This is a genomic window from Amycolatopsis mongoliensis, from assembly GCF_030285665.1.
GTDB classification, from domain to species: domain Bacteria; phylum Actinomycetota; class Actinomycetes; order Mycobacteriales; family Pseudonocardiaceae; genus Amycolatopsis; species Amycolatopsis mongoliensis.
This window is the reverse complement of sequence record NZ_CP127295.1, coordinates 2,870,040-2,892,015: the sequence shown is the minus strand read 5'-3', so window position 1 is coordinate 2,892,015 and position 21,976 is coordinate 2,870,040. Positions and strand designations below refer to the sequence as shown.

Below are 21,976 nucleotides of genomic sequence, written 5' to 3'. Positions count from 1 at the left end.
CTCCCCGTCGCGGGGCTTTGTGGTGCCGGTCGCACCCGTCGAGCTGGAGACTCCCGAATTCGCATGAGCAAGATCCGCAAGCCTTCGCGTCCCGCGCCCGCTGACCAGCCCGCCTGGAACACCCAGCGCGGCACGTCCATGCCGGTCCACCGCTACCGCCCCTGGTACGACCTCGTCGAGAACATCGACCTGCCCGACCGCACCTGGCCCGAGAAGCGCATCGACCGCGCACCGCTGTGGTGCGCCGTCGACCTGCGGGACGGCAACCAGGCCCTGATCGACCCGATGTCGCCCGCGCGCAAGCGCAAGTTCTTCGACCTGCTCGTCCGCATGGGCTACAAGGAGATCGAGGTCGGCTTCCCGGCCGCGAGCCAGACCGATTTCGACTTCGTCCGCGAGATCATCGAAGAGCACGCCATCCCGGACGACGTCAGCATCCAGGTGCTGACGCAGTGCCGTCCCGAGCTGATCGAGCGGACCTTCAAGTCCCTCGAAGGCGCGCCACGGGCCATCGTCCACATCTACAACTCGACCTCGATCCTGCAGCGCCGCGTGGTCTTCCGCGAGGAGCGCGAAGGCATCAAGAAGATCGCGACGCAGGCCGCGGAAATGGTCGTCGAGCTGGCCGCGAAGCAGCCGGACACCGACTTCCGCTTCCAGTACTCGCCGGAGTCCTACACCGGCACCGAGCTGTCCTACGCGCTCGAGGTCTGCAACGCCGTCACCGAGATCTGGCAGCCGACGCCGGAGAAGCCGGTGATCCTGAACCTGCCGGCGACCGTCGAGATGGCGACGCCGAACGTCTACGCCGACTCGATCGAGTGGATGTCGCGAAACCTGGAACGCCGCGACTCGGTGATCCTGTCGCTGCACCCGCACAACGACCGCGGCACCGGCATCGCCGCCGCCGAGCTGGGCTACCAGGCCGGCGCGGACCGGATCGAGGGCTGCCTGTTCGGCAACGGCGAGCGCACCGGCAACGTCGACCTGGTCGCACTGGGCATGAACCTCTACAGCCAGGGCATCGACCCGCAGATCGACTTCTCCGACATGGACGAGATCAAGCGGACGGTCGAGTACTGCAACCAGCTGCCGGTCGGCGAGCGCTCGCCGTGGGGCGGCGACCTGGTGTTCACGGCGTTCTCGGGCAGCCACCAGGACGCGATCAACAAGGGCCTCGACGCGCTGAAGGACGCCGCCGACAAGCAGGGCGTACCGATCGACGAGTACCCGTGGGAGGTCCCGTACCTGCCGATCGACCCGAAGGACGTCGGCCGCACGTACGAGGCCGTGATCCGGGTGAACTCGCAGTCCGGCAAGGGCGGCGTCGCCTACATCATGAAGGCCGAGCACCAGCTCGACCTGCCGCGGCGCCTGCAGATCGAGTTCTCGAAGGTCATCCAGCGCTACACCGACACCGAGGGCGGCGAGGTCGACCCGACCACGATGTACAACGCCTTCGCGGCCGAGTACCTGGAGCTGAAGACGCCGCTGGAGCTGGTCCGCCAGCACGTCCAGGACAACGGGGACGGCGAGTACGACATCACCGCGACCGTCCGCGTGGAAGGTGACGAGCACGAGGTCACCGGCCGCGGCAACGGCCCGATCGCGGCGTTCTTCGACGCGCTGTCGACCGTCGGCTTCGACCTGCGGCTCCTGGACTACTCCGAGCACACGCTCTCGCCGGGTGACGACGCGCGTGCCGCGTCCTACATCGAGTGCGCGATCTCGGACCGGGTGTTCTGGGGCATCGGCATCGACCCGTCGATCGTCACGGCGTCGCTGCGCGCGGTCGTCTCGGCGGTGAACCGCGCCCACCGCTGAACCTGTGGGCCGGCTGTCGGGTTCCTGTGAGTCCCCGGTGATCGGGACTCATCGGCCCCCGGCAGGCGGTTAATGGAGGTGTGGACGCGACAACGGCGGGACTGCTGGTGCTGTTCGTCGTCTCGCTCGTGCCCCTGCTGCCCACCGAGGTGACGCTCCTCGGCATGGGTGTCGCGGCGGCACAGGGCGGGACGTCGCTGGCGCTGGTGATCGCCGTGTCGTCGGCCGGGTGCCTGGTCTCGGACCAGGCGCTCTACGCCCTCGGCCGGTTCGGTGGCCGGGCGGCGCTGGACCGGCTGAGCCGGCGGCAGAAGATCGCCGCCGGCATCGGCTGGCTCGACGGGCGGCTGCAGCGCCACCCGCGGCCGGTGCTGGTGGTGGCCCGCTGGCTGCCGTCGGGCGGGACGGTCGGTGCCCTGCTCGCCGGATCGCTCCGGTGGCCGATGGCGGAGTTCTTCACCGCGTCGGCCGTCGGCGTCACGCTCTGGACGTCGTACGTGGCCTTCCTGGGCTACGCGGGCGGCCAGATCATCACCGAACCCGGGATCAGCATGCTGCTCTCCCTGGGTGTCGCCCTTATCCTGGGTTCGGTGATCACCTACGGCGTGAAGCGCGGCGCTAAAGCGATTTGAGGATCTCCGCCGGCTCGGTGCGCGTCGTGAAGTCCGGGTGGACGTCGACGAACCGCAGCACGCGATCCCGATCGACCACGACCACCGCCGGGTGGACCAGCTCCCAGGTGCCGTTGACCCGCTCGAGGTCGGTGCCGAGCCTTTCCATCGCCTCCCGGACCGGGGCGGAGACCGGGTAGCTCAGCCCGAGCCCCCGCGCGACGGTGCTGCCGGTGTCCGAAAGCACGGGGAACTCCAGATCCGGGAGTGGGCCGTCCGGCTTCTGCGGGCTGATCGCGGTGAGGGTCGCGTTCCGCGCCGTCAACTCGGGCAGGAGCTCCTGTTGGTAGGTGCGCAGGGTCAGGTTGCAGTACGGGCACCACTGGCCGCGGTAGAAGACGAGCACCGCCGGCCCGTCCGCAACGAGGTCACCCAGGCTCACCGGCGTGCCGTCGGCCCCGGGCAGCGTGAAGTCCTCGATCTTGGCACCCGCCTCGGCGAATTTCGTCCCGGCCGCCCGACGCCGGTCGGCTTCGAGGATCTCGAAGATTTCCGGCGGCAGTGCGCCGCGGAGCTGGTCGTTCACGCCGTTCAGGGCGCTGTTGAGCGTCATGGATCCCCCTAGCTCGTTGTACTGATCGGTACAGTTAAGCAAACTGTACTATTCAGTACATGGAGACGCAAGCGGCTTCGACCCCGCGCGGCAAGCGGACCCGCGACGCGATCGTCGACGCGGCGGCGGGGCTGATGTACGTCGACGGCGTCGCGGGCACGAGCGTCGACAAGGTGCTGGCCGCGAGCGGTGCCGGGAAATCGCAGATGTACCACTACTTCAAGAACAAGGAGCAGCTGGTCGAGGCCGTGATCGACCGGTACCTCGAGCAGATCCTCGGCAACCAGCCCGCGATCTTCACGCTGGCTTCCTGGGCCGACCTCGAGACGTGGACCGAGCAGCTGCTGGACGTCCACCGCCGCGCGGGCACCCCGGTCGCCTGCCCGCTGGGCAACCTCGCCGGCGAGGTCGGCGACAACCCGAAGCTCGCGCCCCTGGTCGACCGGGCCTACCGGACGTGGGAGTCGCATCTGGTGCGCGGCCTGAAAACGTTGCAGGACAACGGAGAGCTCGCCGCCGACGCCGACCCGGAACGGCTGGCCCAGGCGGCGATGACGTCCGTCCAAGGTGGACTGCTGCTGGCCCACATCCGGCACGACCTCACGGCGCTGGAGGACGCGCTCGGGATCGCGCTGACCTACCTGCGCTCCCACACCACGTCGTGAGTGGTTAGGGCGGTTAGAACCGCCCTAACCACTCACGAGGCGGTGAGGTGGGCGATCTCCGCGCGCAGTTCTTCGATCACCTTGGCCACGGCCGGGCGTTGCAGCGCGCCGGTCCGGCACACCGCCTCCACCAGCCGCGCCGCGCGGATCCCCGCCAGCGGGCGCGCGACCAGGCCGCGGCCGGTGTTCATCGTGTAGCGCGGCAGCAAGGCGATCCCATGCCCGGCCGCGACCAGCCGCTCGGTGATCCGGAAGTCGTTGATCCGCTGCACCACCACCGGCCGCACGCCGGTGCGGATGGTCAGCGACTTCAGGACGTCGTCCACCGGGAAGCCGAAGTCGACGCTGATCCAGCGTTCGTCGGCCAGCTCCGCCAGCTCGACGCGACGCCGGTTCGCCAGGCGGTGCCCGGCCGGGAGCGCGACGTCGAGCGGCTCCCGCAGCAGCGGCACGACGTCGAGGCGGTCCTGGTCGAACTCCGGCGCGTGCTCGTCCCGGTGCGCGACGACGATGTCGTAGTCCGCGACCAGGCCGGGCACCTCGGGCGGCGTCATGTCGACGTCGCGGACGTCGACCTCCAGGCCCTCGTACCCGGCGACGCGGGTCAGCAGGCCCGGCAGCAGCATCAGCCCGGCCGACTGGAAGATCGCGATCCGCACCCGGCCGCGCGGCGCGCTGCGGTAGGTGTCCAGTTCGGACTCCGCGCGTTCGAGCGCGGCCAGCACCTCGTCGGCCCGGGCGACCAGCGCGCGGCCGGCGTCGGTCAGCCGCAGTCCCCGCCCGGCGGGTTCGGTGAGCGGCAGGCCGACCTCGCCCTGCAGAGCCCGCAGCTGCTGCGAAACCGCGGACGGCGTGCAGTGCAGCGCTCGCGCGGCCGCCGTCACGCTCCCGCGGTCGGCGAACTCCCGCAAGGTGCGCAGTCGACCCAGATCCACGAGCCCAGCGTAGTTGAAGCTCGGCTACACAGTGGCGACGCTTTCGGCGGCCGCCGCTTCACGGTCGTGCCGCAGCCGCGCGACGGTCCCGGCGCTGACGAGCGCGACGATCCCGGCCACGCAGCCGAGCGTGAGCACCGACGGCGTCAGGCGGTGGTCGGCGAGCTGCAGCACGTAGGCGAACAGCGGCGAGAGCGTCAGCAGGATCGACGCGGTGATCGGCTCGGTCCGCCGGATCCCCACCTGCAGCAGGTAGAGCGGCAGCGCGACGCCGAGCAGGGCGATCAGCGCGGACGGCCCGGCCGTCGCCCCGAGGCCCGGCGCGTCGTCGACCGCGACGAGCGCCCAGGTCATCGCCAGGATGAGGAAGAACCGCACGGCGAGCACCCGCCGAGGTGGCAACGCGGCGTCGCTCAGCCGCTTCGAATAGATCACGTTCGTCACCGAGCCGACCCCCGTGACGAGCACGAGCGCCACTCCCGCGAGCGTCTCGCCGGGAGTCCGGTCGAGTCCACTGTGGCCGGTGAGCGAGCCCCAGACGAGCAGCCCGATCAGCACGCCGATCCCGACCGCCACCCACGCCTCCGCGCGCAGGATCGCGGTTCCCCTGCGCAGCAACGGGGTGAACGCGAGGGTCAGCACCGGGCCGAGCGCGATGCCGACGACGTTCACCACGGCGGGTTCGAGGTAGCGGAGCGCGAAGAGCATCGAGAGCCACGTCGCGGCCGTCGTCACGTTGATCATCACGACGTCGCGGCGCAGTTCGCGCAGCGGGCGGAAAGTCGCGGCCACGCCGTCCCGCAGCAGTGCGAACACCAGGAAGAACACGGCGGCGAGGGTGAACGAAACCGCGGCGACGGTCGCCGGGCGCAGCTGTTCGAGCTGGTTGCCGGCGAAGACGTCGAGCGCCGCCGTCAGCGCCGCGAACCCGGTCAGCGGCAGTACCCCGCGCAGCATCGGCATCTCCCCGGTCGTCGGTGGACGCCCATCGTTGCCGGATCCGGAGACCGTGGGCAACACCGCGCCGGCCGCCGGGCGGCGCCCCAGCCGTCGTCCCGGCCGAACAGCCCAGGTCACCGGCGTTTCCTTGAAGGAGAGCTGAACGGTCCCTGCAGATATTCTCGCTGGTCCTTCACGGTTGCCGTTGCCACAGTGGAGGCATGCCCACCCGTGACCGCCTGCTCGCCGTGCTCGTCGCCGTCCTCTGGGGCCTGAACTTCCTCGCCATCCACGCCACGCTCGGCCAGTTCCCGCCGGTGTTCGCGGGCGCGCTGCGGTTCGCCGTGATCGCCGTGCCGACGATCCTGTTCGTGCCGTGGCCGAAGGTGAAGGTGCGGCACCTGCTCGGCTACGGCCTCGGCTTCGGCACCGGGCAGTTCGCGTTCCTGTTCATCGCGATGGACACCGGGATGCCGACCGGGCTCGCTTCGCTGGTCCTGCAGGCATCGGCGCCGTTCACGGTGCTGCTCGGCGCCGTCTTCCTGCGCGAACGCGTCACGCCGCACCAGCTGGCCGGGATCGCGCTGGCCGTCGCCGGGATGGTCGCGATCGCGTGGCAGCAGTCCGGGCACGCGGCCCTGCTGCCGATGGTCCTCACCCTGCTGGCCGCGCTGAGCTGGGCGTTCGGCAACCTCAGCACGCGCAAGGCCGAGCCGGACAACCCGCTGCACTTCACGCTGTGGATGTCGGTGGTGCCGCCGCTGCCGATGTTCGCGCTTTCGCTGGTCATGGAGGGCCCGGCCGCGCAGTGGCGGTCGCTGACGACGCTCGGGACGCCGACCGGGCTGACCGCGCTGGGCGGGCTGAGCTACGTCGTGCTGATCGGCACCGTCGTCGGGTCCGGCCTGTGGACGACGCTGATGCGGCGCAACCCGGCGGGTGTCGTCTCGCCGTTCTCGCTGCTCGTGCCGGTGGTCGGGCTGACGGCGTCGTTCCTGCTGCTCGGCGAGCGGCCGACCTGGCTGGAGGTCGGCGCCGCCGTCGTCGTGATCGCCGGAGTGCTGCTCGGGTCGCTGCGGCCCGTGCGCAAGCCCGAACCGGAGCTCGTCGCGGTCTAGGCGGTCGGCTCGGTGACTTCCTGCTTCTCCTCTTCCGCGTGCTTGCGGCCGAGCCGCTTCTTCATGACGAAGAAGACGACGACGCCGAGCACGATCGCGGCGACCAGGCCGTACTTGGAGAAGTTGCCGAGCCACTCTTCGGCGACGACGCCGAGGTAGTAGACGGCGGCCGTCGTACCGCCCGCCCAGACGATGCCGCCGGCCGCGTTCGCCAGCAGGAACTTCGGGTAGTGCATCTTGAGCGACCCGGCGAGCGGGCCGGCGAGGATGCGCAGGAACGCGATGAAGCGGCCGAGGAAGACGGCCCACACGCCGCGTTTGTCGAAGATCCGCTCGGCGTTGGCGAGGTGCGTCGGGCCGAAGTGCTTCGGGAATTTCCGGCCGGCCCAGGCGAACAGCCGTTGACCACCGGTCTTCCCGATCAGGTAGCCGATGCTGTCGCCGATGATGGCGCCGGCACTGGCCAGGATGCCGATCCACAGCGGATTCAGGTTGCTGTGCTGCGAAGCCAGCAAAGCGGCGCTGACCAGCACGATCTCGCCCGGCAGCGGAATGCCGAGGCTTTCGATCATGATCACCGCGCCGACGATCAGGTACACCGAGAGCGGCGGGATCGCCTCCAGCCATTGGTCGATGTGCACTGCTCGTACTCCCTGCTGTCCGGCGGATCTGCCTTTCGCAGGGTACCGGGGGTGGAGCGCCCGGGGCGGCCTACTCAGGTATTGCAGGGGGTACGACTTGAGTCGGGGTCACCCGGTTGGGTTTGGAGTTGTCCACAGGGTTCACCCCCATGTGGACAACTCGGGTCAGGGCTTCAGCTTCGCGGCCCGGGACTGGAGGTAGGCCTGCTCCGGCAGGCTCAACGTCCGCCGGGCGGCGGCCAGATACGCCTCCCGCGCGCCGGCGACGTCACCGGAGCGCTCCAGCAGGTGACCCCGCACGGCGTCCACCCGGTGGTGGGCCTTCAGCTCGACGCCCGCCAGCTCCGCCAGCCCGGCCTCGGGCCCGTGGACCTGCGCGAACGCCACGATCCGGTTCAACGTCACCATCGGTCCCGGCGCCACCACCCGCAGCAGGTCGTACAGCGTGAGGATCTGCGCCCAGTCCGTCTCGGCGGCCGTCGCGGCCTCGTCGTGGACCGCCGCGATGGCCGCCTGGAGCTGGTACGGGCCGACCGGCGCGGTCGACAGCGCCTTCGTGATCAGCGAGACGCCCTCTTCGACGAACTCCGCGGTCCAGCGGGTCCGGTCCTGGTCGGCCAGGGGGACCAGGGCGCCGGTGGGGTCGACGCGGGCCGGGCGGCGGGCTTCGGTCAGGAGCATCAGGGCCAGCAGGCCGGTGACCTCGCCGTCGTCCGGGAGCTCCGCGCGCAGCCGGCGGACCAGGCGGATCGCTTCGGTCGTCAGCTCGACGCGGTTCAAGGCGTCGCCCGAGCTGGCCGTGTGGCCCTCGGTGTAGATCAGGTACAGCACCTGCAGCACGGCGGCCAGCCGCTCCGGGCTTTCTTCGCCCGTGAGGCGTTCCCCTCGGAGTTTCTGCTTCGCGCGGCTGATCCGCTGCCCGATCGTGGCCTCCGGGACGAGGAACGCGCGGGCGATCTCCGCCGTCGTCAGGCCGCCGACCGCGCGCAGCGTGAGCGCCACCTGGGACGGCCGGGTCAGCGACGGGTGGCAGCAGAGCAGCAGCAACGTCAGCGTGTCGTCGACGGCGACCGGCTCCGGGTCCGCCGGCTCGGCCAGCGCGACGGCCTGCTCCCGCCGCTGCCGGGCGGTCTCGCTGCGGAACTGCTCGATGCGCCGCCGGGACGCCGTGGTGATCAGCCACCCCTTCGGGTGGTCCGGGATCCCCGAAGCAGGCCACTGCTGCGACGCCGCCAGCAGGGCCTCCTGGACGGCGTCCTCGCAGGTGTCGAAGCCACCGTAGTGCCGGACCAGCGCCACGAGGACCTGGGGCGCGAGCTCGCGGAGCAGGCTTTCGACCTCGGTCACAGGTCCGGCCCGTGCAGCCCCATCACCGGCCGCACCTCGACCACCCCGAACGCGGCTTCGGGGATCCGCCCGGCGATCTCGACGGCGCGCTCGTGGCTCTCGCAGTCGAGCAGGTAGAAGCCGGCGAGGAACTCCTTGGCCTCGGCGAAGGGCCCGTCGGTGGTCATCGTGCCGCCGTCGCCGGCGCGCACCCGGGTGGTGAGCTCGGGGAAGGCGAGCCGCTCGGAGACGATCCGCTCGCCGGACGCGTCGAGGTCGTCGTTGAGCTGCTGGTAGTAGGCGAGCCCGGCGGCGCGCTGCTCGTCGCTCATGCCTTCCCAGGCCTGCCGGGACTCGGGGTTGCCGTAGATCAGGACCACATATTTCACGAACGCCTCCCGGTCGATGTCGAAATCCGCGCGGCGGCGCCTACGTCCCCTCCGAAAGCACCCCACCTCAGGAGGATGGCATGACGGAGCAGCGGATCCGCGAACTGATGGCGGCGCGTGAAGCGGCGATGACCGCCCGCGACGCCGCGGCGCTGGCGGCGCAGTACGCACCGGAAGCCGTGGCGTACACGTTGGCCCCACCGCTGGTGCACCACGGGGAAGACAGCACGGCCCGGGAAGCGTGGTTCGCGTCGTTCGACGGCCCGATCGAGTATGCGACCCGCGACCTCGCGGTCACGGCCGGCGAGGACATCGCGTACTGCCACGCCCTCACCCGGCTGTCGGCGACGCCGAAGGGTCTGCCCCAGCCGTTCGAGCTGTGGTTCCGCTCGACGGTCTGCTTCCGGAAGCACGACGGCGACTGGCGGATCACCCACGTGCACGACTCGACGCCGTTCCACATGGACGGCACCTTCCGGGCGGCACTGGACCTGCGGCCCTGAAACGGCGAACGGCCGGCCGGGGACGAACCCCGGCCGGCCGTTCGGAGAGACCTCAGAGGATCTCGGCGGACGTGCCGACGTCCGGCGGGCCCAGGTCGGGGTTCAGCGCCCCGGTGAGCTCGATCAGCTCCGGCTCCACCTCGTGCGGCTGGATGCGCCCGTCGCGGATGTCCTCCGCGTAGTGGCACGCCACCCGGTGGCCGGCACCGATTTCGCGGAGCTGCGGGCGGTCCGTGTCGCACAGGCTCGCCTGCTTCCACGGGCACCGCGTGTGGAAGCGGCAGCCCGACGGCGGGTTCGCCGGCGAGGGCAGGTCACCGGCCAGCAGGATCTGCTCGCGGGTGTCCTCGACCTGCGGGTCCGGCACCGGGATCGCCGACAGCAGCGCCCGCGTGTACGGGTGCAGCGGGTCGCGGTAGAGCGAATCCGCGTCCGTCTCCTCGACCAGCGCGCCGAGGTACATCACGCCGATGCGGTCGGAGATGTGGCGCACCACCGCGAGGTCGTGCGCGATCACCACGTACGTCAGGCCGAGCTGGTCTTGCAGGTCCTCCAGCAGGTTGACCACCTGGGCCTGCACCGACACGTCGAGCGCCGACACCGGCTCGTCCGCGACGATCAGGTCCGGCTCCACCGCCAGCGCCCGCGCGATGCCGATGCGCTGGCGCTGCCCGCCCGAGAACTCGTGCGGGTACTTCCGCAGCGACGTCTCCGGCAGGCCGACCGCGGCCAGCAGCTGCCGCAGCCGCCGCTGGGTGGCCTCCTTGTCCTTGTCGAGGCCGTGCGCGTGCATGCCCTCGACCAGGATCGACTCGACCGACTGCCGCGGGTCCAAACTGGACATCGGGTCCTGGAAGATCATCTGCATCCGGCGCCGGGCCTTCCGCAGCTCCTCACCTTTCAGGTGCGCGACGTCCGTACCGTCGAACACGACGTGCCCGGAGGTCGGCTCGTTGAGCCGCAGGATCGCCCGGCCCAAAGTGGACTTGCCGCACCCGGACTCGCCCACCAGGCCGTAGGTCTCCCCGCGCCGGATGGCCAGGTCGACGCCGTCGACCGCGTACACGTGCCCGACCGTCCGGTCGAACACGACGCCGCTCTTGATCGGGAAGTGCACCTTGAGGTCCTTGACCTCCAGCAGCACGTCACCAGCAGGACGGGTCATCGGGTTCCTCCTCCCGCCGCGACCGCCGGCCGCACGGGGTTGTGACAGCGCAGCAGCCCGCCCTGGTCGGGCACCAGCTGCGGCGAGACCTCACGGCAGACCGGCAGCGCGTTCGGGCAGCGGGGCGCGAACGCGCAGCCGCCCTCCCACGGGATGTTGTCGGACACCGAACCGCGGATGGGGACCAGCTTCTCGCCGCGGCCCGCGTCCAGGCGCGGGATCGAGGCCAGCAGGCCGTGCGTGTACGGGTGCCGCGGCTCGGCGAACAGCTGGTGCCGCGGCGCCCGCTCCACGATCTTGCCGCCGTAGAGCACGTTGACCTCGTCGCACAGCCCGGCGACGACGCCGAGGTCGTGCGTGATCATGATCAGCGCGGTGCCGGTGTCCTGCACCAGTTCCCGCAGCAGCGCCAGGATCTGCGCCTGGATGGTGACGTCCAGGGCAGTGGTCGGCTCGTCGGCGATGAGCAGCCGCGGCCGGCACGCCAGCGCGATCGCGATCAGCGCGCGCTGCCGCATCCCGCCGGAAAGCTGGTGCGGGTACTCGGAAAGCCGGCGCGCCGGGTCCGGGATGCCGACCTTGTCGAGCAGGTCCGTCGCTTCGACGGTCGCCGCCTTGCGCGACATCCCGCGGTGGCGTTCCAGCACCTCGGTGATCTGCAGCCCGATCGGGATGACCGGGTTCAGCGAGGACAGCGGGTCCTGGAACACCATGCCGAGGTCGCGACCGCGGCGGTCGCGCATGTCCTTGTCGGACAGCTTGAGCAGGTCGGTGCCTTCGAAGCGCACCGAACCGCTGACCTTGTTGCCGCGCCGGGCCAGCAGCCGCATGATCGCCAGCGACGTCACGGACTTGCCGCAGCCGGACTCGCCGACCAGGCCGACCGTCTGGCCGGGTTCGACGTCGAAACTGACGCCGTCGACCGCGGTGAACGGGCGCTCGCCGCGGCGGACGAAGTTGACCGTCAGGTCACGGACTTCAAGGAGTGCCATGGGTTCTCACCGCCTGTTCTTCGGGTCGAGGGCTTCACGGAGGGACTCGCCGACCAGCGTGAACCCGAGCGCCACGATGATGATCGCGATCGCCGGGTAGTACGCCAGCTCGGGACGGACGTCGAGGAACTGGTGCGAGGCCTTGCCCAGCATCAGCCCCCACTCCGCCCGCGACGGGTCCGGGTCGCCCAGACCGAGGAACGACAGCGCCGCGGCCTCCAGGATGGAGGTCGCCAGCGTCAGCGTCGCCTGCACGATGACCGGGCCGAGCGAGTTCGGCAGCATGTGCCGGAACACGATCGCCCCGCGCTTCACGCCCAGCGACCTCGCCGCCAGCACGTGATCGGCGTCGCGCTGGGAAAGCATGGACCCGCGCAGGAGCCGGGCGAAGATCGGCACGCCGATCATCGACACGGCCAGGATGACGGTCCACTGGCTCGGCTTCGCGAACAGCGCCGCGATCGAGATGGCCAGCAGCAGCGACGGGAACGACAGCATGACGTCGACCAGTCGCATGAGGACGGTGTCGACCCAGCCGCCGAACGCGCCCGCCAGGCCACCGATGAGCACGCCGATGAGCACGCCGACGATCGTGGCGAGCACACCGACGATCAGCGTCTGCTGGGCGCCGGCGATCAGCCGCGACAGGAAGTCGCGGCCGAAGTCGTCCACGCCGAGCGGGAACCCGCTCTGCGCGCCCGGGATGAAGTTCGGCCGGATCTGGTCGCCGAGGTAGTGGACGTCCGGGTCCTTCGGTTCCAGCAGGGGCGCGAAGATCGCGACGATGAGGAACAGGCCGGTGATGACCCCGCCGGTGATCGCGACCGGGCTGCGCAGCATCCGGCGGATCGCGTCCCCGCCGAGGCTGTGCCCGCTCGCCGCGGCGAGCTTGTCGATCGGTTCCTTCTTCTTCTTGAGCAGAGTGTTCATCGCACACGCACCCTCGGGTCGATGATCCCGTACGAGATGTCGACCAGCATGTTCACCAGGACGTAGACCACGGCGCCGAACAGCAGGAGTGCCTGCAGGCGGGGGTAGTCACGCCGTTCGATCCCTTCGGCCAGCAGGAAGCCGAGGCCGCGGAAGTTGAACACCCGCTCGGTCAGCACCGCGCCGCCGAGCAGCGCGCCGGTCTGCAGGCCGATGGTGGTGACCACCGGCAGCAGGCCGTTGCGCAGGACGTGCCGGGTGCGCACCACCTGCTGGGTCAGGCCCTTCGAGTTGGCCGTGCGGATGAAGTCCTCGTTGAGGACGTCCAGCACCGACGCGCGGGTGATCCGGGTGATCACCGCGAGCGGGATCGTGGCGAGGGCGAACGCGGGCAGGATCAGGTGCTTGATCGCGTCCCAGACGGCGTCCCATTCGCTCGTCATGATGCCGTCGAGGATGGCGAAGTTCGTGATCGCGGTGGCGTCGAGGCCCGCGGCCTGCCTGCCCTGGGACGGCAGACCCAGCGGCGCGGCCAGGATGTCCTGCATCATGTAGCCGAGGAAGAACACCGGCACCGCGACGCCGATCAGGCTCAGCACGATGACCACGTTGTCGACCGGCCCGCCGCGGTACCGCGCGGACAGGTAGCCGGCGGGGATGCCGATGACGACCGCGATGATCATCGCGGAGAGACCGAGCTCGATGGTCGCCGGCAGGAAGGTGACGATCTCGCCCATCACGGGCTGGGTCGACACCAGGGAGTTGCCGAAGTCGCCGGTGACCGCCCGGCCGAGGAACCCGAAGTACTGCACGAAGATCGGCTGGTCGAGGCCGAGCACGTGGTTGAGGTTGGCGATCTTCTCCGGCGTCGCCTTGTCCCCCAGCAGAGCGGCGGCGGGACCGCCGGGCAGGGACCGGAGCCAAGCGAAGACCAGGATGGACAGGATGAAGAGCGTCGGGATCGCTTGTAGCAGCCGACGCACGAGAAAACGGAGCACTTGCAGTCCTTTGTTGCCAGCCCGGGATCAGGCGCAGGGGGTGGGTGCGGTAGCACCCACCCCCTGCCTTTGGCTGAAATCCAGAATCAGCTCACGGTCACGGTGTTGAAACGCTCGTCGGTGAGCGGGCTCGCCACCAGACCCTTGACCTTCGGGCCGACCACGATCGCCGGGGTCGGGTACGCGATCGGGATCGCCGGGAGGAAGTCCATGATCTTCTTGTTGACTTCCTGGTACGCCTTGGCGTGGGCGTCGCCGGCGGGCGAAGCGTCCGCCGCGTTCAGAGCCGAGAACAGCTCCGCGTTGTCGAACCCGAACTCCGCCTTCTTGCGGCCGAAGAACGTGCCCACGAAGTTGCCGGCGTCGTTGTAGTCACCGGTCCAGCCGAGCAGGTGGAGGTCCTGCTTGCCGGCCTTCTGCACGTCGTCCTTGTAGCCACCGTTCCACGGCTCGGCGTGGGCCTCGATCTTGACGCCGATCTTCTTGAGGTCCTCGGAGATCGCCGTGAAGGTGTCCGCCGGGTTCGGCATGTACGGCCGGCTGACCTCGGTCGGGTAGTAGAACTTCAGCGTCAGGTCCGTCGCCCCGGCCTGCTGCAGCAGCTGCTTGGCCTTCTCCGGGTCGTACGGGTACTTCGTGACGTCGTCGGTGTAGCCCGAGATGACCTTCGGGACGAACTCGGTCGCGACCTCGGAACCCTCGGCCAGCTTCGACTTCACGAACTGCTCGCGGTTGATGCCGTAGGCCAGCGCCTGGCGGACCTTGACGTCCTTGAGCTTCGGGTTGTTGGCCTGGTTGATGCCCAGGTACAGCACGTTGAACGACGGGCGGATGAGCACCTGCTCGCCGTCGTTGCGCAGCAGGCCGTAGTCCGCCGGGCTCGGGTAGTCGTAGCCGTTGATGTCGCCGGCCTTGAGCGCCTGCTTGCGGGCGTTCTCGTCCGGGATGACCTTGAAGATCAGCTTGTCGAGCTTCGCCGGGTTCGGGCTGGTGTCGTTGCGCACCAGGGTGATCTCACCCTTGGCCTGGTCCCAGCTCTCGAACTTGAACGGGCCGGTGCCGACCGGGTGCTTGTTCGCGTACTCGCTGTAGGTGAACGAGTCGCCGCTCTGGGTGACCTGATCCGCGTTGTACTGCTTGAGCGCGGCCGGGCTCTCGATGGAGAACGACGGCAGCGTGAACGCCGCCGGGAACGCACCCTTGGCCTTGTTCAGGTTGAGGACCGCGGTCGTCGGGTCCTTCGCCTCGCAGCTCTTGTAGACCGGGTCGCCGCTCGCGTCGCCCTCGTTCTTGGCGAAGCCCTCGAAGACGTCGCCGTAGTAGATCATCTGGCTCTGGGCGGCGGCGCCCTTCATGTTGTACCAGCGGTCGAAGTTGAAGCAGACCGCCGTGGCGTCCATGGGGGTGCCGTCGGAGAACTTCACGCCGGACTTGAGGGTGAACGTCCAGGTCTTGCCCTCGTTGCTCGACTCCCACTTCTCGGCGAGAGAGGGCTCGAGGTCGGCGGTGCCCGGCTTGTTCTGGATCAGCGTGTCGTAGATCTGCCGCGTGATCCGGAAGGTCTCGCCCTCGTCGTTGAACGCGGGGTCGAACATCTTCGGGTTACCGGCCGCACCGAAGATCATCGTGCCTCCGGTACCACCCCCGGCGCCCTCTTCACGCTTGGATTCCGCACAGGCGGACAGCGAAACCGCGAGCGCGCCGGCGAGCCCGATCAGGGCCACGCGGCGTGTTCGGGTCAGCCGCAATTGCTGCATCTGGCACCCCTTGGGAGATGTTCGGGTTCAAAGTCACCGTCCGGTCGGTCAGGAACTCGACGGACGATCGGTGTGCTCGCCGACACTAGCGGGAACTCGGCCCGCACTTAAGCACGTGAGGTTACGATCGCGCTACGTGGGCGTCGATTTGACCGCAATGTGTCCGTAAATCGCGACAGAATGTGACCATTTGTGGCCGACCACTGCGTCCGGTGCCGGATCACTGACTCAGATGGCGGTACCAACGTTAGCCCGGTCGTGTTGGCGCGAAGGTCTTCCTTGATCGATCCAGGGCGGCTCGCGCACGCACGGTGACGACTCGGTTTCCTACGAAAGTCGGGTGTCGGCGGCCTCGGAGGTGCCGTCGACGGCGAACCAGCCACGCTCGAACCGTTGCCAGCGGCCCAGTTCGGCCCGTGCAGCCTCACCGTCGCGCGCCACGGCCCTGGCCAACCGCCCGGCCTCCGGGCCGCCGGAGAGCCAGCAGAGGTGCGAAAGCAGGGGTCTTACCGAAGTCCGGCCGCACGAGACGCCCTCCAGCACCAGGACTTCCGGCACGGGCACCCGGACGAGCTCACCCGGCCGGGGTGCCCCGCCCGTCCAGTCCATCGGCCGGTAAGCGCCTTCGACGCCGTTCGCGAGCGGTTTCAGGACCCCGTCGACCAGCCGGGGCCACCACGAGACCGGGTCGTCCCACGTGGCGAAGGCGTCCGTGCTCACCAGCTCGGTCCGGCACCCGCGAGCACGCAGTCCGGCGGCGACCTGGGCGGCCATTGTGGACTTCCCCACGCCCGACGGGCCGTCGACGGCCAGCAGGCGCACCGCCCCCAACCGGGCGGGCGCGGCGAGCAGGGCTTCGATCACCCGGTCACTTGCTGACGCGCTCGACCTCGGGAAGCCCGTTGACGTTGTCCGGCGCGGTGGTCCGCGCCTCCAGCTCGGCGATCCGGGCGACCAGCTCGCGCTTGGCGTCCTCGAGCTCGCAGCGCAGCAGCGCGGTCTCCTCGACCGACGTGCGCACCTCTTCCTCCAGGTGCCCGACCTCGGTGGACAGGTGCAGCGACACCAGCGCCAGCACGACGCCGGCGAGGAGGAAGACGAAGTTCGACGGGGTCTCGACCCCGGTCAGCCGGGCGAGGAACAGCGCGGCCGACGGGACCACGGCGAGCACCACCACACCGGTGGCGACGACCAGCCAGACGCCCGCGTACTTCTCGCGGAGCTTGCGTCGCCGCATCATCTCGATGACGACGAACAGCACCAGGCAGGCGATGACGATGCTGAGGATGCGCCAACCGGCCATCTTCGCAAGCTCCTTATGCCGAGTCTGAAGAGTCGACCGCGGGGCGGCGCCGGACCAGCGCGAGCAGCAGCGCGAGGCCGGCCCGGCCCAGGTAGACCGCCGATTTGACGGGTGAGTGGCTGGGCGTGCCGCCCGCCCGTTCCCGCATGATGACCGGAATCTCCCGGATGGTCAGCTTGGCGCGGATGGCCATGACCAGCGATTCCACCGTGTCGCCGAGGTACTCGGCCGGATAGTAGTAGGCGAACAACCGGATCGCGCGCGGTCCCATCGCCTTGAACCCCGACGTGACGTCGGTGAGCTTGGTCTTCGCCAGCCGTGAGAACACGAGCGAAAGCGCGACCATCGCGTACTTGCGCGGTCCGCTGGCCTTGTAGGAGCCCTTGCCGGCGAAGCGGGAGCCGATCACGATGTCCGCGTCGTCCAGGCCGCGCAGCAGGGCGTCGAGCTCGTCCGGGTCGTGCTGGCCGTCCGCGTCCACCTGCACGACCACGTCGTACCCGCGGGCCGCGGCGTACCGGAACCCGGTGCGCATGGCCCCGCCGACCCCGAGGTTCACCGCGAGCCGGGCGACCTCGGCCCCGGCCGCCCGGGCGAGCTTGGCGGTTTCGTCGACCGAACCGTCGTCGACGACCAGCAGATCGCCGTTCGGCAGGGCGCGTTTCACCTGCTCGATGACCGAAGCGACGCTCGCGGACTCGTTCAGCGCCGGCATCACGATGAGCACGCGACGGCTGCTCACAGGGGTCATGGACACGCCATCACCTTAACCTTTCGGCTCTGCGGCGGACTTCCAGCCCCCGGGGCCGAACCGCCGGTCACTGGCCGTCACCGGGAGCGGCGCCGGGCGTCGCACCGGACGCGACCACACCCTGCTGGCCCTCGATCTCGTAGATCGAGGCACCGGCGTTGCGGTAGACCAGCTTGAAGCCGGGATTGGTGTCGAGGTGCTGGAGACCGACGTCGCGCACCGTCGTCGGCGTGACCTTGCCGGTTCCGACGAACGCGTACCGCACCTTCAGGTCGGTGAGCAGCTCGCGCACCTTCGGGTACTTGTCGACGTCGTTGCCGAAGATGCTCAGGTAACCGGCGTCGGTGGCCGGCTCGGCCCCGTAGAACGTCCACTGCGTCGGCTGCACCCCGGCCAGCGCGTACATCCAGACCGAGCCGTCCGCCTTGTCGTTCAGCACCCGCTCACCGGGCGAGGTGTGGCCGGCGAGCCAGGTGAACGCCGTCTCCTCGTCCTTGCTGACCGTCGGGCCGCCCCCGTAGTTGAACTGGAGCCGGGCGGCGTTGCGGCCGATGTAGCCACCGCGGCTCAGCCCGCCGACGACCAGCGCGAGCACGACGACGCCGAGGACGGTCAGCGTCGCGGGCTTGAGCTTGGGCAGCCGCGGCGCGACCTTCCGGGCGAACCCGGCCGACGCGGTGTTCACGAACTCTCCGAACGCGACGCAGCCGGCCAGCGGCACGAGCGCCGCGATGCGCCAGTGGTCGTTGTAGAACGGGCTGCTCAGCGTGTGCACCAGGTCGGTCTCGAGCGAAACCGTGGCGGCGAAGAACCCGCCCAGCACGACGTACGCGGCCACCATCCACAGCATCCGGCGGTGCTTGACCAGCAGGAACACCCCGATGATGGCCGGGACGCCGATCCACCACTGCGGGAAGTCGGCCATCGGCGAGAACGTGATGGTTTCGCCGACGGCACCGGAGACCGTCGCCTCGGACGCCCAGTAAGCGCTGGTCACGCCGCTGGCGTTGTAGAGCGAAGGCAGCACCACCGGGATGCCGAGCGCGGCGGCCAGCACCACGGTCGCGACCAGCGACGGCGCCGACCGGCTCCAGGTGATCGGCTCCCAGCGGACCAGCACGGCGACGAGGATCAGCAGGAAGTAGACGATGACCACGAAGACGACGCTCGTGTGCAGGCCCGCGAGCCCGGCCACGCCGACGCCGATCCCCACCGGCCCGGCGATCCCGCGGGGCTCCAGCAGGTGCCGCGCGACCGCGAGCATGGCCGGGATCAGGGCGACACCGGCGACGTACGGCCACAGCGGACCGCGCCACAGCGAGTCGTAGGGGAAGACCGAGAACGAGGCCGAAACCGCGGCCGCCGCGGCGACGCCGATCGGGGGCATCCGCCAGGCGTGGCACATCGCGGCGACACCCAGCGGGACGGTGAGGACCACCGCCAGGGCCGCCAGGTTCAGCGTCGGCATGATCGTCAGGCCGGCCTTGCCGAAGACCAGGGCGAGCAGCGCGTGGTAGGTGTCCGGGTAGAAGTAGTCCGTCTGGTTCGGCAGGTTCGAGATCGTGCCGACGGTCGACGGCCGGGCGTCGCCGTGCTCGGCGATCCAGCGCACCAGGTTCGCGTGGAACGGCGCGTCCCAGCCCTGCTGGACGTTGCCGAGGTTCCGGATGCCCCGCAGGAACGTGACGGTGCCGATCCCCATGCCGAGGGCGACGCCGAGACCGATGAGCACGTGGTCCCGCACGCTCCGCGCCGGCCGCTCCGGCTCTTCCCGGTCGGGGTGGCGTCGCCGAGTGAACCGGGACACCGCGAAGGCGAGCCCGAAACCGGCGGCCGAGAGCACGAGCGTCCACAACGCCACGTCGAGCATCGTCCAGCGGATGCCGAGCTTGCCCAGCACCGGGATACCGAGTGCGACGAGGCCGAAAGTGAGCATCGGCGCGGCGGCGGCCAAGGTCCAGCCCCGCAGCCGGATCGCGGCACCGAAGACTAGACCCGGCAACCAGAACGCGAGCAAAACGAGCAGAACGTTCATCGAATTCGCAGTCCAAACCTCACCGGCGCTTCACGCCGTTCCCGTCCCACCAGCGGGCGCACTGCACCTTACTGGGCCGCTATGAAGACGCTTCATCTGCGCCCGCGGTTGTCGCCGTCCCGTTCTCCGGGGCACGCCGCAGGACGAACGCGAGCACCACGGCCAGGCCCAGCGCGGGCGCCGCGGCCAGCGCGACGACCGCACGGAACACCGTGTCACCGGGCAGGAAGAGGAGCAACAGCGACGCCGTGCCCGTGACCACGGCCCAGCTGACCAGCACGAGCTTCGCCTGGGTGCGGGCCACGAGCACGGCCGTGAGCAGCTGCATCGGCACCAGCAGCACCGAAGACCACACCAGTCCCGCGACCGACCAGCCGTCGATGTCGTAGCCCGGGCCGCTGACGAACCGCACCGCCCAGGGACCGAGCCACAACCCGACCAGTGCGCCGAGTGCGGCCAGGGCCAGGGAGGCGACGGCGCCGAGGGCCAGCACGCGGCGCAGGCGGTGGCGGCCCTCTTCGGTGACCGAGAGCCGGACGACGAACGGCACGGCCAGCGACTGGACCGGCCCGATCAGGGTCAGCGGCAGCCGCGCGATGACCAGCGCGGCGAACAGGGAGCCGACGCGGTCGCCGTCTCCGCCGGGCGCCAGCAGGCCGACCAGCGCCGGGTAGCCGGTGATGACCGCCGACGTCAGCGCGGCCCCGACCAGGAGCATTCCCATCCGGCGGGTGGTGACGCCCCAGCCGTCGCCCTCGACGTGCGGGTCGAGCAGGCGCCGGGCCGGCCGGGCGAACAGCAGCCAGGCGAACGAGCCGGCGGCGACCGCGATGGCCAGCGAGACGACGTTGTAGGCGACCGACACGAACAGGACGCCGAGGATGAGCGCGCGCACCGCCGGTTCGGCGACCACGAGCAGCGAGAAGGCCTTCACCTTGTGCTGCCCGATCAGCAGCCCGCGGGTGCCGAACTGGCAGGCGAACGCGACACCGCCGGCCAGCACGATGACCGCCAGCGACCAGTCTCCGTGGAACAGCCGGTCATTGACCGGCGGGATCAGCAGAGCCAGCGAGAAAGCGGCCGCGACGACCACGCCGACGGCGACCGCGCGCAGCGCCGGGCGGCCCGCCTTGCCGCCGGCCAGGGCCGCCACCGCCGACTGGCGGGACAGCTCCTGCTCCAGCGGCGAAAGGGTGCTGCCGAGGCCCATCAGCAGGCCCCAGAACGTGACGAAGACCGCGTACTCCTGCGGCGGAAGCAGGCGCTGGCAGGCGACCGTGAGGACGTAGCCGAGGCCGATCGACACCAGCAGCGAGCTGCCGAGGCTGCCCGCGGTGGCACGGCCGCGTGCGCCGGTGCCGGCCTCCACGTTCGTCCCCCGCACGCCCGCGGTGCTCATCGGCGCCGGAGCCGGGCCCGCACGGCCATGGCCAGTCCACGCAGGACACCCGCGCCGAAGCCGCCGGCGAACACCGGCAGCAGCCGGGTGACCGCGCGGGCCTCCGGGCCGGTCGCACCGCACTTCTTCACGACCTCGCCGGCCGCGACGACGCCGGCCACCCCGGCGACCAGGGTCGTCTTCGGCTTCTTGGTGGCGAAGACCAGCCCGACGACGCCGGCGGCCAGCGCCCCGAAGAGGGCGTTGCGGGCCGGGCCCGGCGAGCCGATGTAGGAGTCCACGTAGGTGGTGCCCCGGAAGTAGGCCTGGTGCACGAACTTCTTGAACGAGTCGCGCCCGTTGTAGACCGCGGAGAACCCGGGTGCCAGCCAGATCCGCTCGCGCTCGGCGATCCACCGCAGCATGCGGGTGTCGTCACTGGCGAAGCGGATGTCGTCGAACAGCGACACGAACGCCGTGATCGACCCTTCGAGCAGAGCCCGGCGGGCACAGAAAAACGTCGTCCCCTTCGGGTAGACGTCGAATTCCTCGATTCCGTACGACGTCAACCGCGGATTCGCGAAGTATTTGCGCCACGGCACCTTCACCAGGCCGGCCATGAACCCCGCGTACGGATTGTGGTCGGAGGCGACGTCGATGTGGCCGTTCCAGACCGCGCGCTCGGGGTGGTCCACGAGCTGGTCGCGCAGGAACGTCAGGCTGCCTTCGCCGACGATGACCCGGCTGTCGAGCAGCACGATCCAGTCGCCCGACGACTTCGCGATGCCGGCGCTGCGCGCCTCGAAGCGGCCCGAGTTGGCCTGGCTGAGCACCGTGATGCCGTGCCGTTCGCGCAGCTCGTCGAGCCGCGACGGCGTGGCGTCGGTGCTGCCGTCGTCCACGACGACGACCTCGATCGGCCAGTTCGCCGCCTCGGCCGAGGCGAGCAGGGCGCCGACACTGCGTTCGATCCAGTCCTGTTCGTTGTAGACCGGGATCACGACGCTCAGCGAGGGAAGGAGCGGGTTCGCACTCACCGTGCCGAGGCTACCCGGCGACCCCTGCGGCGGGTCGGCCAGTATCCTTACGCCACCGCACCCGAC

22 protein-coding genes are annotated in these 21,976 nt (G+C 70.1%); 5 read left to right on the top strand and 17 right to left on the bottom strand.

Translation table 11 applies throughout. From position 1 onward, the window contains the following. Positions 1 to 63 precede the first annotated feature (63 nt). Both leuA and QRX60_RS14105 read left to right on the top strand, forming a co-directional pair. A complete protein-coding gene (gene leuA / locus QRX60_RS14110; protein ID WP_286001234.1) occupies positions 64 to 1,824 on the top strand; it encodes a 2-isopropylmalate synthase in 1,761 nt (586 codons plus the stop codon). A gap of 80 nt (positions 1,825 to 1,904) precedes the next feature. Further along, on the top strand, positions 1,905 to 2,456 hold the full coding sequence (locus tag QRX60_RS14105) for a DedA family protein (RefSeq protein ID WP_286001233.1): 552 nt from the start codon (positions 1,905 to 1,907) through the stop codon (positions 2,454 to 2,456). On the opposite strand, the gene QRX60_RS14100 is transcribed toward QRX60_RS14105, so the two are convergent. Next, positions 2,443 to 3,048: a peroxiredoxin-like family protein gene (locus QRX60_RS14100; RefSeq protein WP_286001232.1), complete on the bottom strand. Its 606-nt coding sequence runs from the start codon at positions 3,046 to 3,048 to the stop codon at positions 2,443 to 2,445. The genes QRX60_RS14105 and QRX60_RS14100 overlap by 14 nt on opposite strands. Before the next feature lie 59 nt (positions 3,049 to 3,107). Here QRX60_RS14100 and QRX60_RS14095 point away from each other — a divergent pair, with 59 nt between their 5' ends. Next, entirely contained in the window at positions 3,108 to 3,713 is a 606-nt protein-coding gene (locus QRX60_RS14095; RefSeq protein ID WP_286001231.1) for a TetR/AcrR family transcriptional regulator, read from the top strand. Between the two features lie 32 nt (positions 3,714 to 3,745). On the opposite strand, the gene QRX60_RS14090 is transcribed toward QRX60_RS14095, so the two are convergent. Then, positions 3,746 to 4,648, bottom strand: a complete 903-nt coding sequence (locus QRX60_RS14090) for a LysR family transcriptional regulator (RefSeq protein ID WP_286001230.1) — start codon at positions 4,646 to 4,648, stop codon at positions 3,746 to 3,748. Positions 4,649 to 4,672: 24 nt separating this feature from the next. Then, entirely contained in the window at positions 4,673 to 5,725 is a 1,053-nt protein-coding gene (locus QRX60_RS14085) for an EamA family transporter (RefSeq protein ID WP_286001229.1), read from the bottom strand. An 83-nt stretch (positions 5,726 to 5,808) separates the two neighbouring features. On the opposite strand from QRX60_RS14085, the gene QRX60_RS14080 reads away from it, so the two are divergent. Continuing rightward, positions 5,809 to 6,705, top strand: coding sequence for an EamA family transporter (locus QRX60_RS14080; protein WP_286001228.1), 897 nt, complete (start codon positions 5,809 to 5,811; stop codon positions 6,703 to 6,705). On the opposite strand, the gene QRX60_RS14075 is transcribed toward QRX60_RS14080, so the two are convergent. The 3 genes from QRX60_RS14075 to QRX60_RS14065 form a co-directional block, all read right to left on the bottom strand. Then, positions 6,702 to 7,346: a DedA family protein gene (locus QRX60_RS14075; RefSeq protein ID WP_286001227.1), complete on the bottom strand. Its 645-nt coding sequence runs from the start codon at positions 7,344 to 7,346 to the stop codon at positions 6,702 to 6,704. The two genes, QRX60_RS14080 and QRX60_RS14075, sit on opposite strands and share 4 nt — an antisense overlap. Positions 7,347 to 7,511: 165 nt before the next feature. Further along, complete coding sequence (locus QRX60_RS14070; RefSeq protein ID WP_286001226.1) at positions 7,512 to 8,693, bottom strand: RNA polymerase sigma factor; 1,182 nt, start codon at positions 8,691 to 8,693, stop codon at positions 7,512 to 7,514. After that, positions 8,690 to 9,061, bottom strand: coding sequence for a YciI family protein (locus QRX60_RS14065; protein WP_286001225.1), 372 nt, complete (start codon positions 9,059 to 9,061; stop codon positions 8,690 to 8,692). Before QRX60_RS14065 ends, QRX60_RS14070 begins: the two co-directional genes overlap by 4 nt. Before the next feature lie 80 nt (positions 9,062 to 9,141). On the opposite strand from QRX60_RS14065, the gene QRX60_RS14060 reads away from it, so the two are divergent. Further along, a complete protein-coding gene (locus QRX60_RS14060) occupies positions 9,142 to 9,564 on the top strand; it encodes a nuclear transport factor 2 family protein (RefSeq protein ID WP_286001224.1) in 423 nt (140 codons plus the stop codon). 52 nt (positions 9,565 to 9,616) lie between these two features. Here QRX60_RS14060 and QRX60_RS14055 read toward each other — a convergent pair whose 3' ends face one another. The 11 genes from QRX60_RS14055 to QRX60_RS14005 form a co-directional block, all read right to left on the bottom strand. Further along, on the bottom strand, positions 9,617 to 10,729 hold the full coding sequence (locus QRX60_RS14055) for an ABC transporter ATP-binding protein (protein ID WP_286001223.1): 1,113 nt from the start codon (positions 10,727 to 10,729) through the stop codon (positions 9,617 to 9,619). Continuing rightward, positions 10,726 to 11,721, bottom strand: coding sequence for an ABC transporter ATP-binding protein (locus QRX60_RS14050; RefSeq protein ID WP_286001222.1), 996 nt, complete (start codon positions 11,719 to 11,721; stop codon positions 10,726 to 10,728). The genes QRX60_RS14055 and QRX60_RS14050 overlap by 4 nt, the downstream gene beginning before the upstream one ends. Before the next feature lie 6 nt (positions 11,722 to 11,727). Beyond that, positions 11,728 to 12,651: an ABC transporter permease gene (locus QRX60_RS14045; protein ID WP_286001221.1), complete on the bottom strand. Its 924-nt coding sequence runs from the start codon at positions 12,649 to 12,651 to the stop codon at positions 11,728 to 11,730. After that, positions 12,648 to 13,649, bottom strand: coding sequence for an ABC transporter permease (locus QRX60_RS14040; protein WP_286001220.1), 1,002 nt, complete (start codon positions 13,647 to 13,649; stop codon positions 12,648 to 12,650). The genes QRX60_RS14045 and QRX60_RS14040 overlap by 4 nt, the downstream gene beginning before the upstream one ends. Positions 13,650 to 13,735: 86 nt before the next feature. Next, positions 13,736 to 15,406 carry an ABC transporter substrate-binding protein gene (locus tag QRX60_RS14035; RefSeq protein WP_286001219.1) on the bottom strand — a complete coding sequence of 557 codons (1,671 nt, stop codon included), beginning with the start codon at positions 15,404 to 15,406 and terminating at the stop codon, positions 13,736 to 13,738. Between the two features lie 327 nt (positions 15,407 to 15,733). After that, positions 15,734 to 16,180: a uridine kinase family protein gene (locus QRX60_RS14030; protein WP_456298894.1), complete on the bottom strand. Its 447-nt coding sequence runs from the start codon at positions 16,178 to 16,180 to the stop codon at positions 15,734 to 15,736. Between the two features lie 94 nt (positions 16,181 to 16,274). Then, positions 16,275 to 16,709, bottom strand: a complete 435-nt coding sequence (locus QRX60_RS14025; RefSeq protein WP_286001217.1) for a DUF2304 domain-containing protein — start codon at positions 16,707 to 16,709, stop codon at positions 16,275 to 16,277. A gap of 13 nt (positions 16,710 to 16,722) precedes the next feature. Beyond that, positions 16,723 to 17,460, bottom strand: a complete 738-nt coding sequence (locus tag QRX60_RS14020; protein WP_286003587.1) for a glycosyltransferase family 2 protein — start codon at positions 17,458 to 17,460, stop codon at positions 16,723 to 16,725. Between the two features lie 67 nt (positions 17,461 to 17,527). Continuing rightward, entirely contained in the window at positions 17,528 to 19,495 is a 1,968-nt protein-coding gene (locus tag QRX60_RS14015) for a DUF6541 family protein (RefSeq protein WP_286001216.1), read from the bottom strand. A 79-nt stretch (positions 19,496 to 19,574) separates the two neighbouring features. Next, the gene (locus QRX60_RS14010) at positions 19,575 to 20,894 is read right to left on the bottom strand and encodes a lipopolysaccharide biosynthesis protein (protein WP_286001215.1); all 1,320 of its coding nucleotides are present in this window, start codon (positions 20,892 to 20,894) and stop codon (positions 19,575 to 19,577) included. Continuing rightward, the gene (locus QRX60_RS14005; RefSeq protein ID WP_286001214.1) at positions 20,891 to 21,910 is read right to left on the bottom strand and encodes a glycosyltransferase family 2 protein; all 1,020 of its coding nucleotides are present in this window, start codon (positions 21,908 to 21,910) and stop codon (positions 20,891 to 20,893) included. The genes QRX60_RS14010 and QRX60_RS14005 overlap by 4 nt, the downstream gene beginning before the upstream one ends. Positions 21,911 to 21,976: the final 66 nt, after the last annotated feature.

Excerpts from the sequence above, each read along its gene's own strand:
- leuA (WP_286001234.1), top strand. The coding sequence starts at position 64 with ATGAGCAAGATCCGCAAGCCTTCGCGTCCCGCGCCCGCTGACCAGCCC.
- QRX60_RS14100 (WP_286001232.1), bottom strand. The coding sequence starts at position 3,048 with ATGACGCTCAACAGCGCCCTGAACGGCGTGAACGACCAGCTCCGCGGC.
- QRX60_RS14095 (WP_286001231.1), top strand. The coding sequence starts at position 3,108 with ATGGAGACGCAAGCGGCTTCGACCCCGCGCGGCAAGCGGACCCGCGAC.
- QRX60_RS14080 (WP_286001228.1), top strand. The coding sequence starts at position 5,809 with ATGCCCACCCGTGACCGCCTGCTCGCCGTGCTCGTCGCCGTCCTCTGG.
- QRX60_RS14060 (WP_286001224.1), top strand. The coding sequence starts at position 9,142 with ATGACGGAGCAGCGGATCCGCGAACTGATGGCGGCGCGTGAAGCGGCG.
- QRX60_RS14055 (WP_286001223.1), bottom strand. The coding sequence starts at position 10,729 with ATGACCCGTCCTGCTGGTGACGTGCTGCTGGAGGTCAAGGACCTCAAG.
- QRX60_RS14050 (WP_286001222.1), bottom strand. The coding sequence starts at position 11,721 with ATGGCACTCCTTGAAGTCCGTGACCTGACGGTCAACTTCGTCCGCCGC.
- QRX60_RS14045 (WP_286001221.1), bottom strand. The coding sequence starts at position 12,651 with ATGAACACTCTGCTCAAGAAGAAGAAGGAACCGATCGACAAGCTCGCC.
- QRX60_RS14035 (WP_286001219.1), bottom strand. The coding sequence starts at position 15,406 with ATGCAGCAATTGCGGCTGACCCGAACACGCCGCGTGGCCCTGATCGGG.
- QRX60_RS14030 (WP_456298894.1), bottom strand. The coding sequence starts at position 16,180 with ATGGCCGCCCAGGTCGCCGCCGGACTGCGTGCTCGCGGGTGCCGGACC.
- QRX60_RS14025 (WP_286001217.1), bottom strand. The coding sequence starts at position 16,709 with ATGGCCGGTTGGCGCATCCTCAGCATCGTCATCGCCTGCCTGGTGCTG.
- QRX60_RS14020 (WP_286003587.1), bottom strand. The coding sequence starts at position 17,460 with ATGACCCCTGTGAGCAGCCGTCGCGTGCTCATCGTGATGCCGGCGCTG.
- QRX60_RS14015 (WP_286001216.1), bottom strand. The coding sequence starts at position 19,495 with ATGAACGTTCTGCTCGTTTTGCTCGCGTTCTGGTTGCCGGGTCTAGTC.
- QRX60_RS14010 (WP_286001215.1), bottom strand. The coding sequence starts at position 20,894 with ATGAGCACCGCGGGCGTGCGGGGGACGAACGTGGAGGCCGGCACCGGC.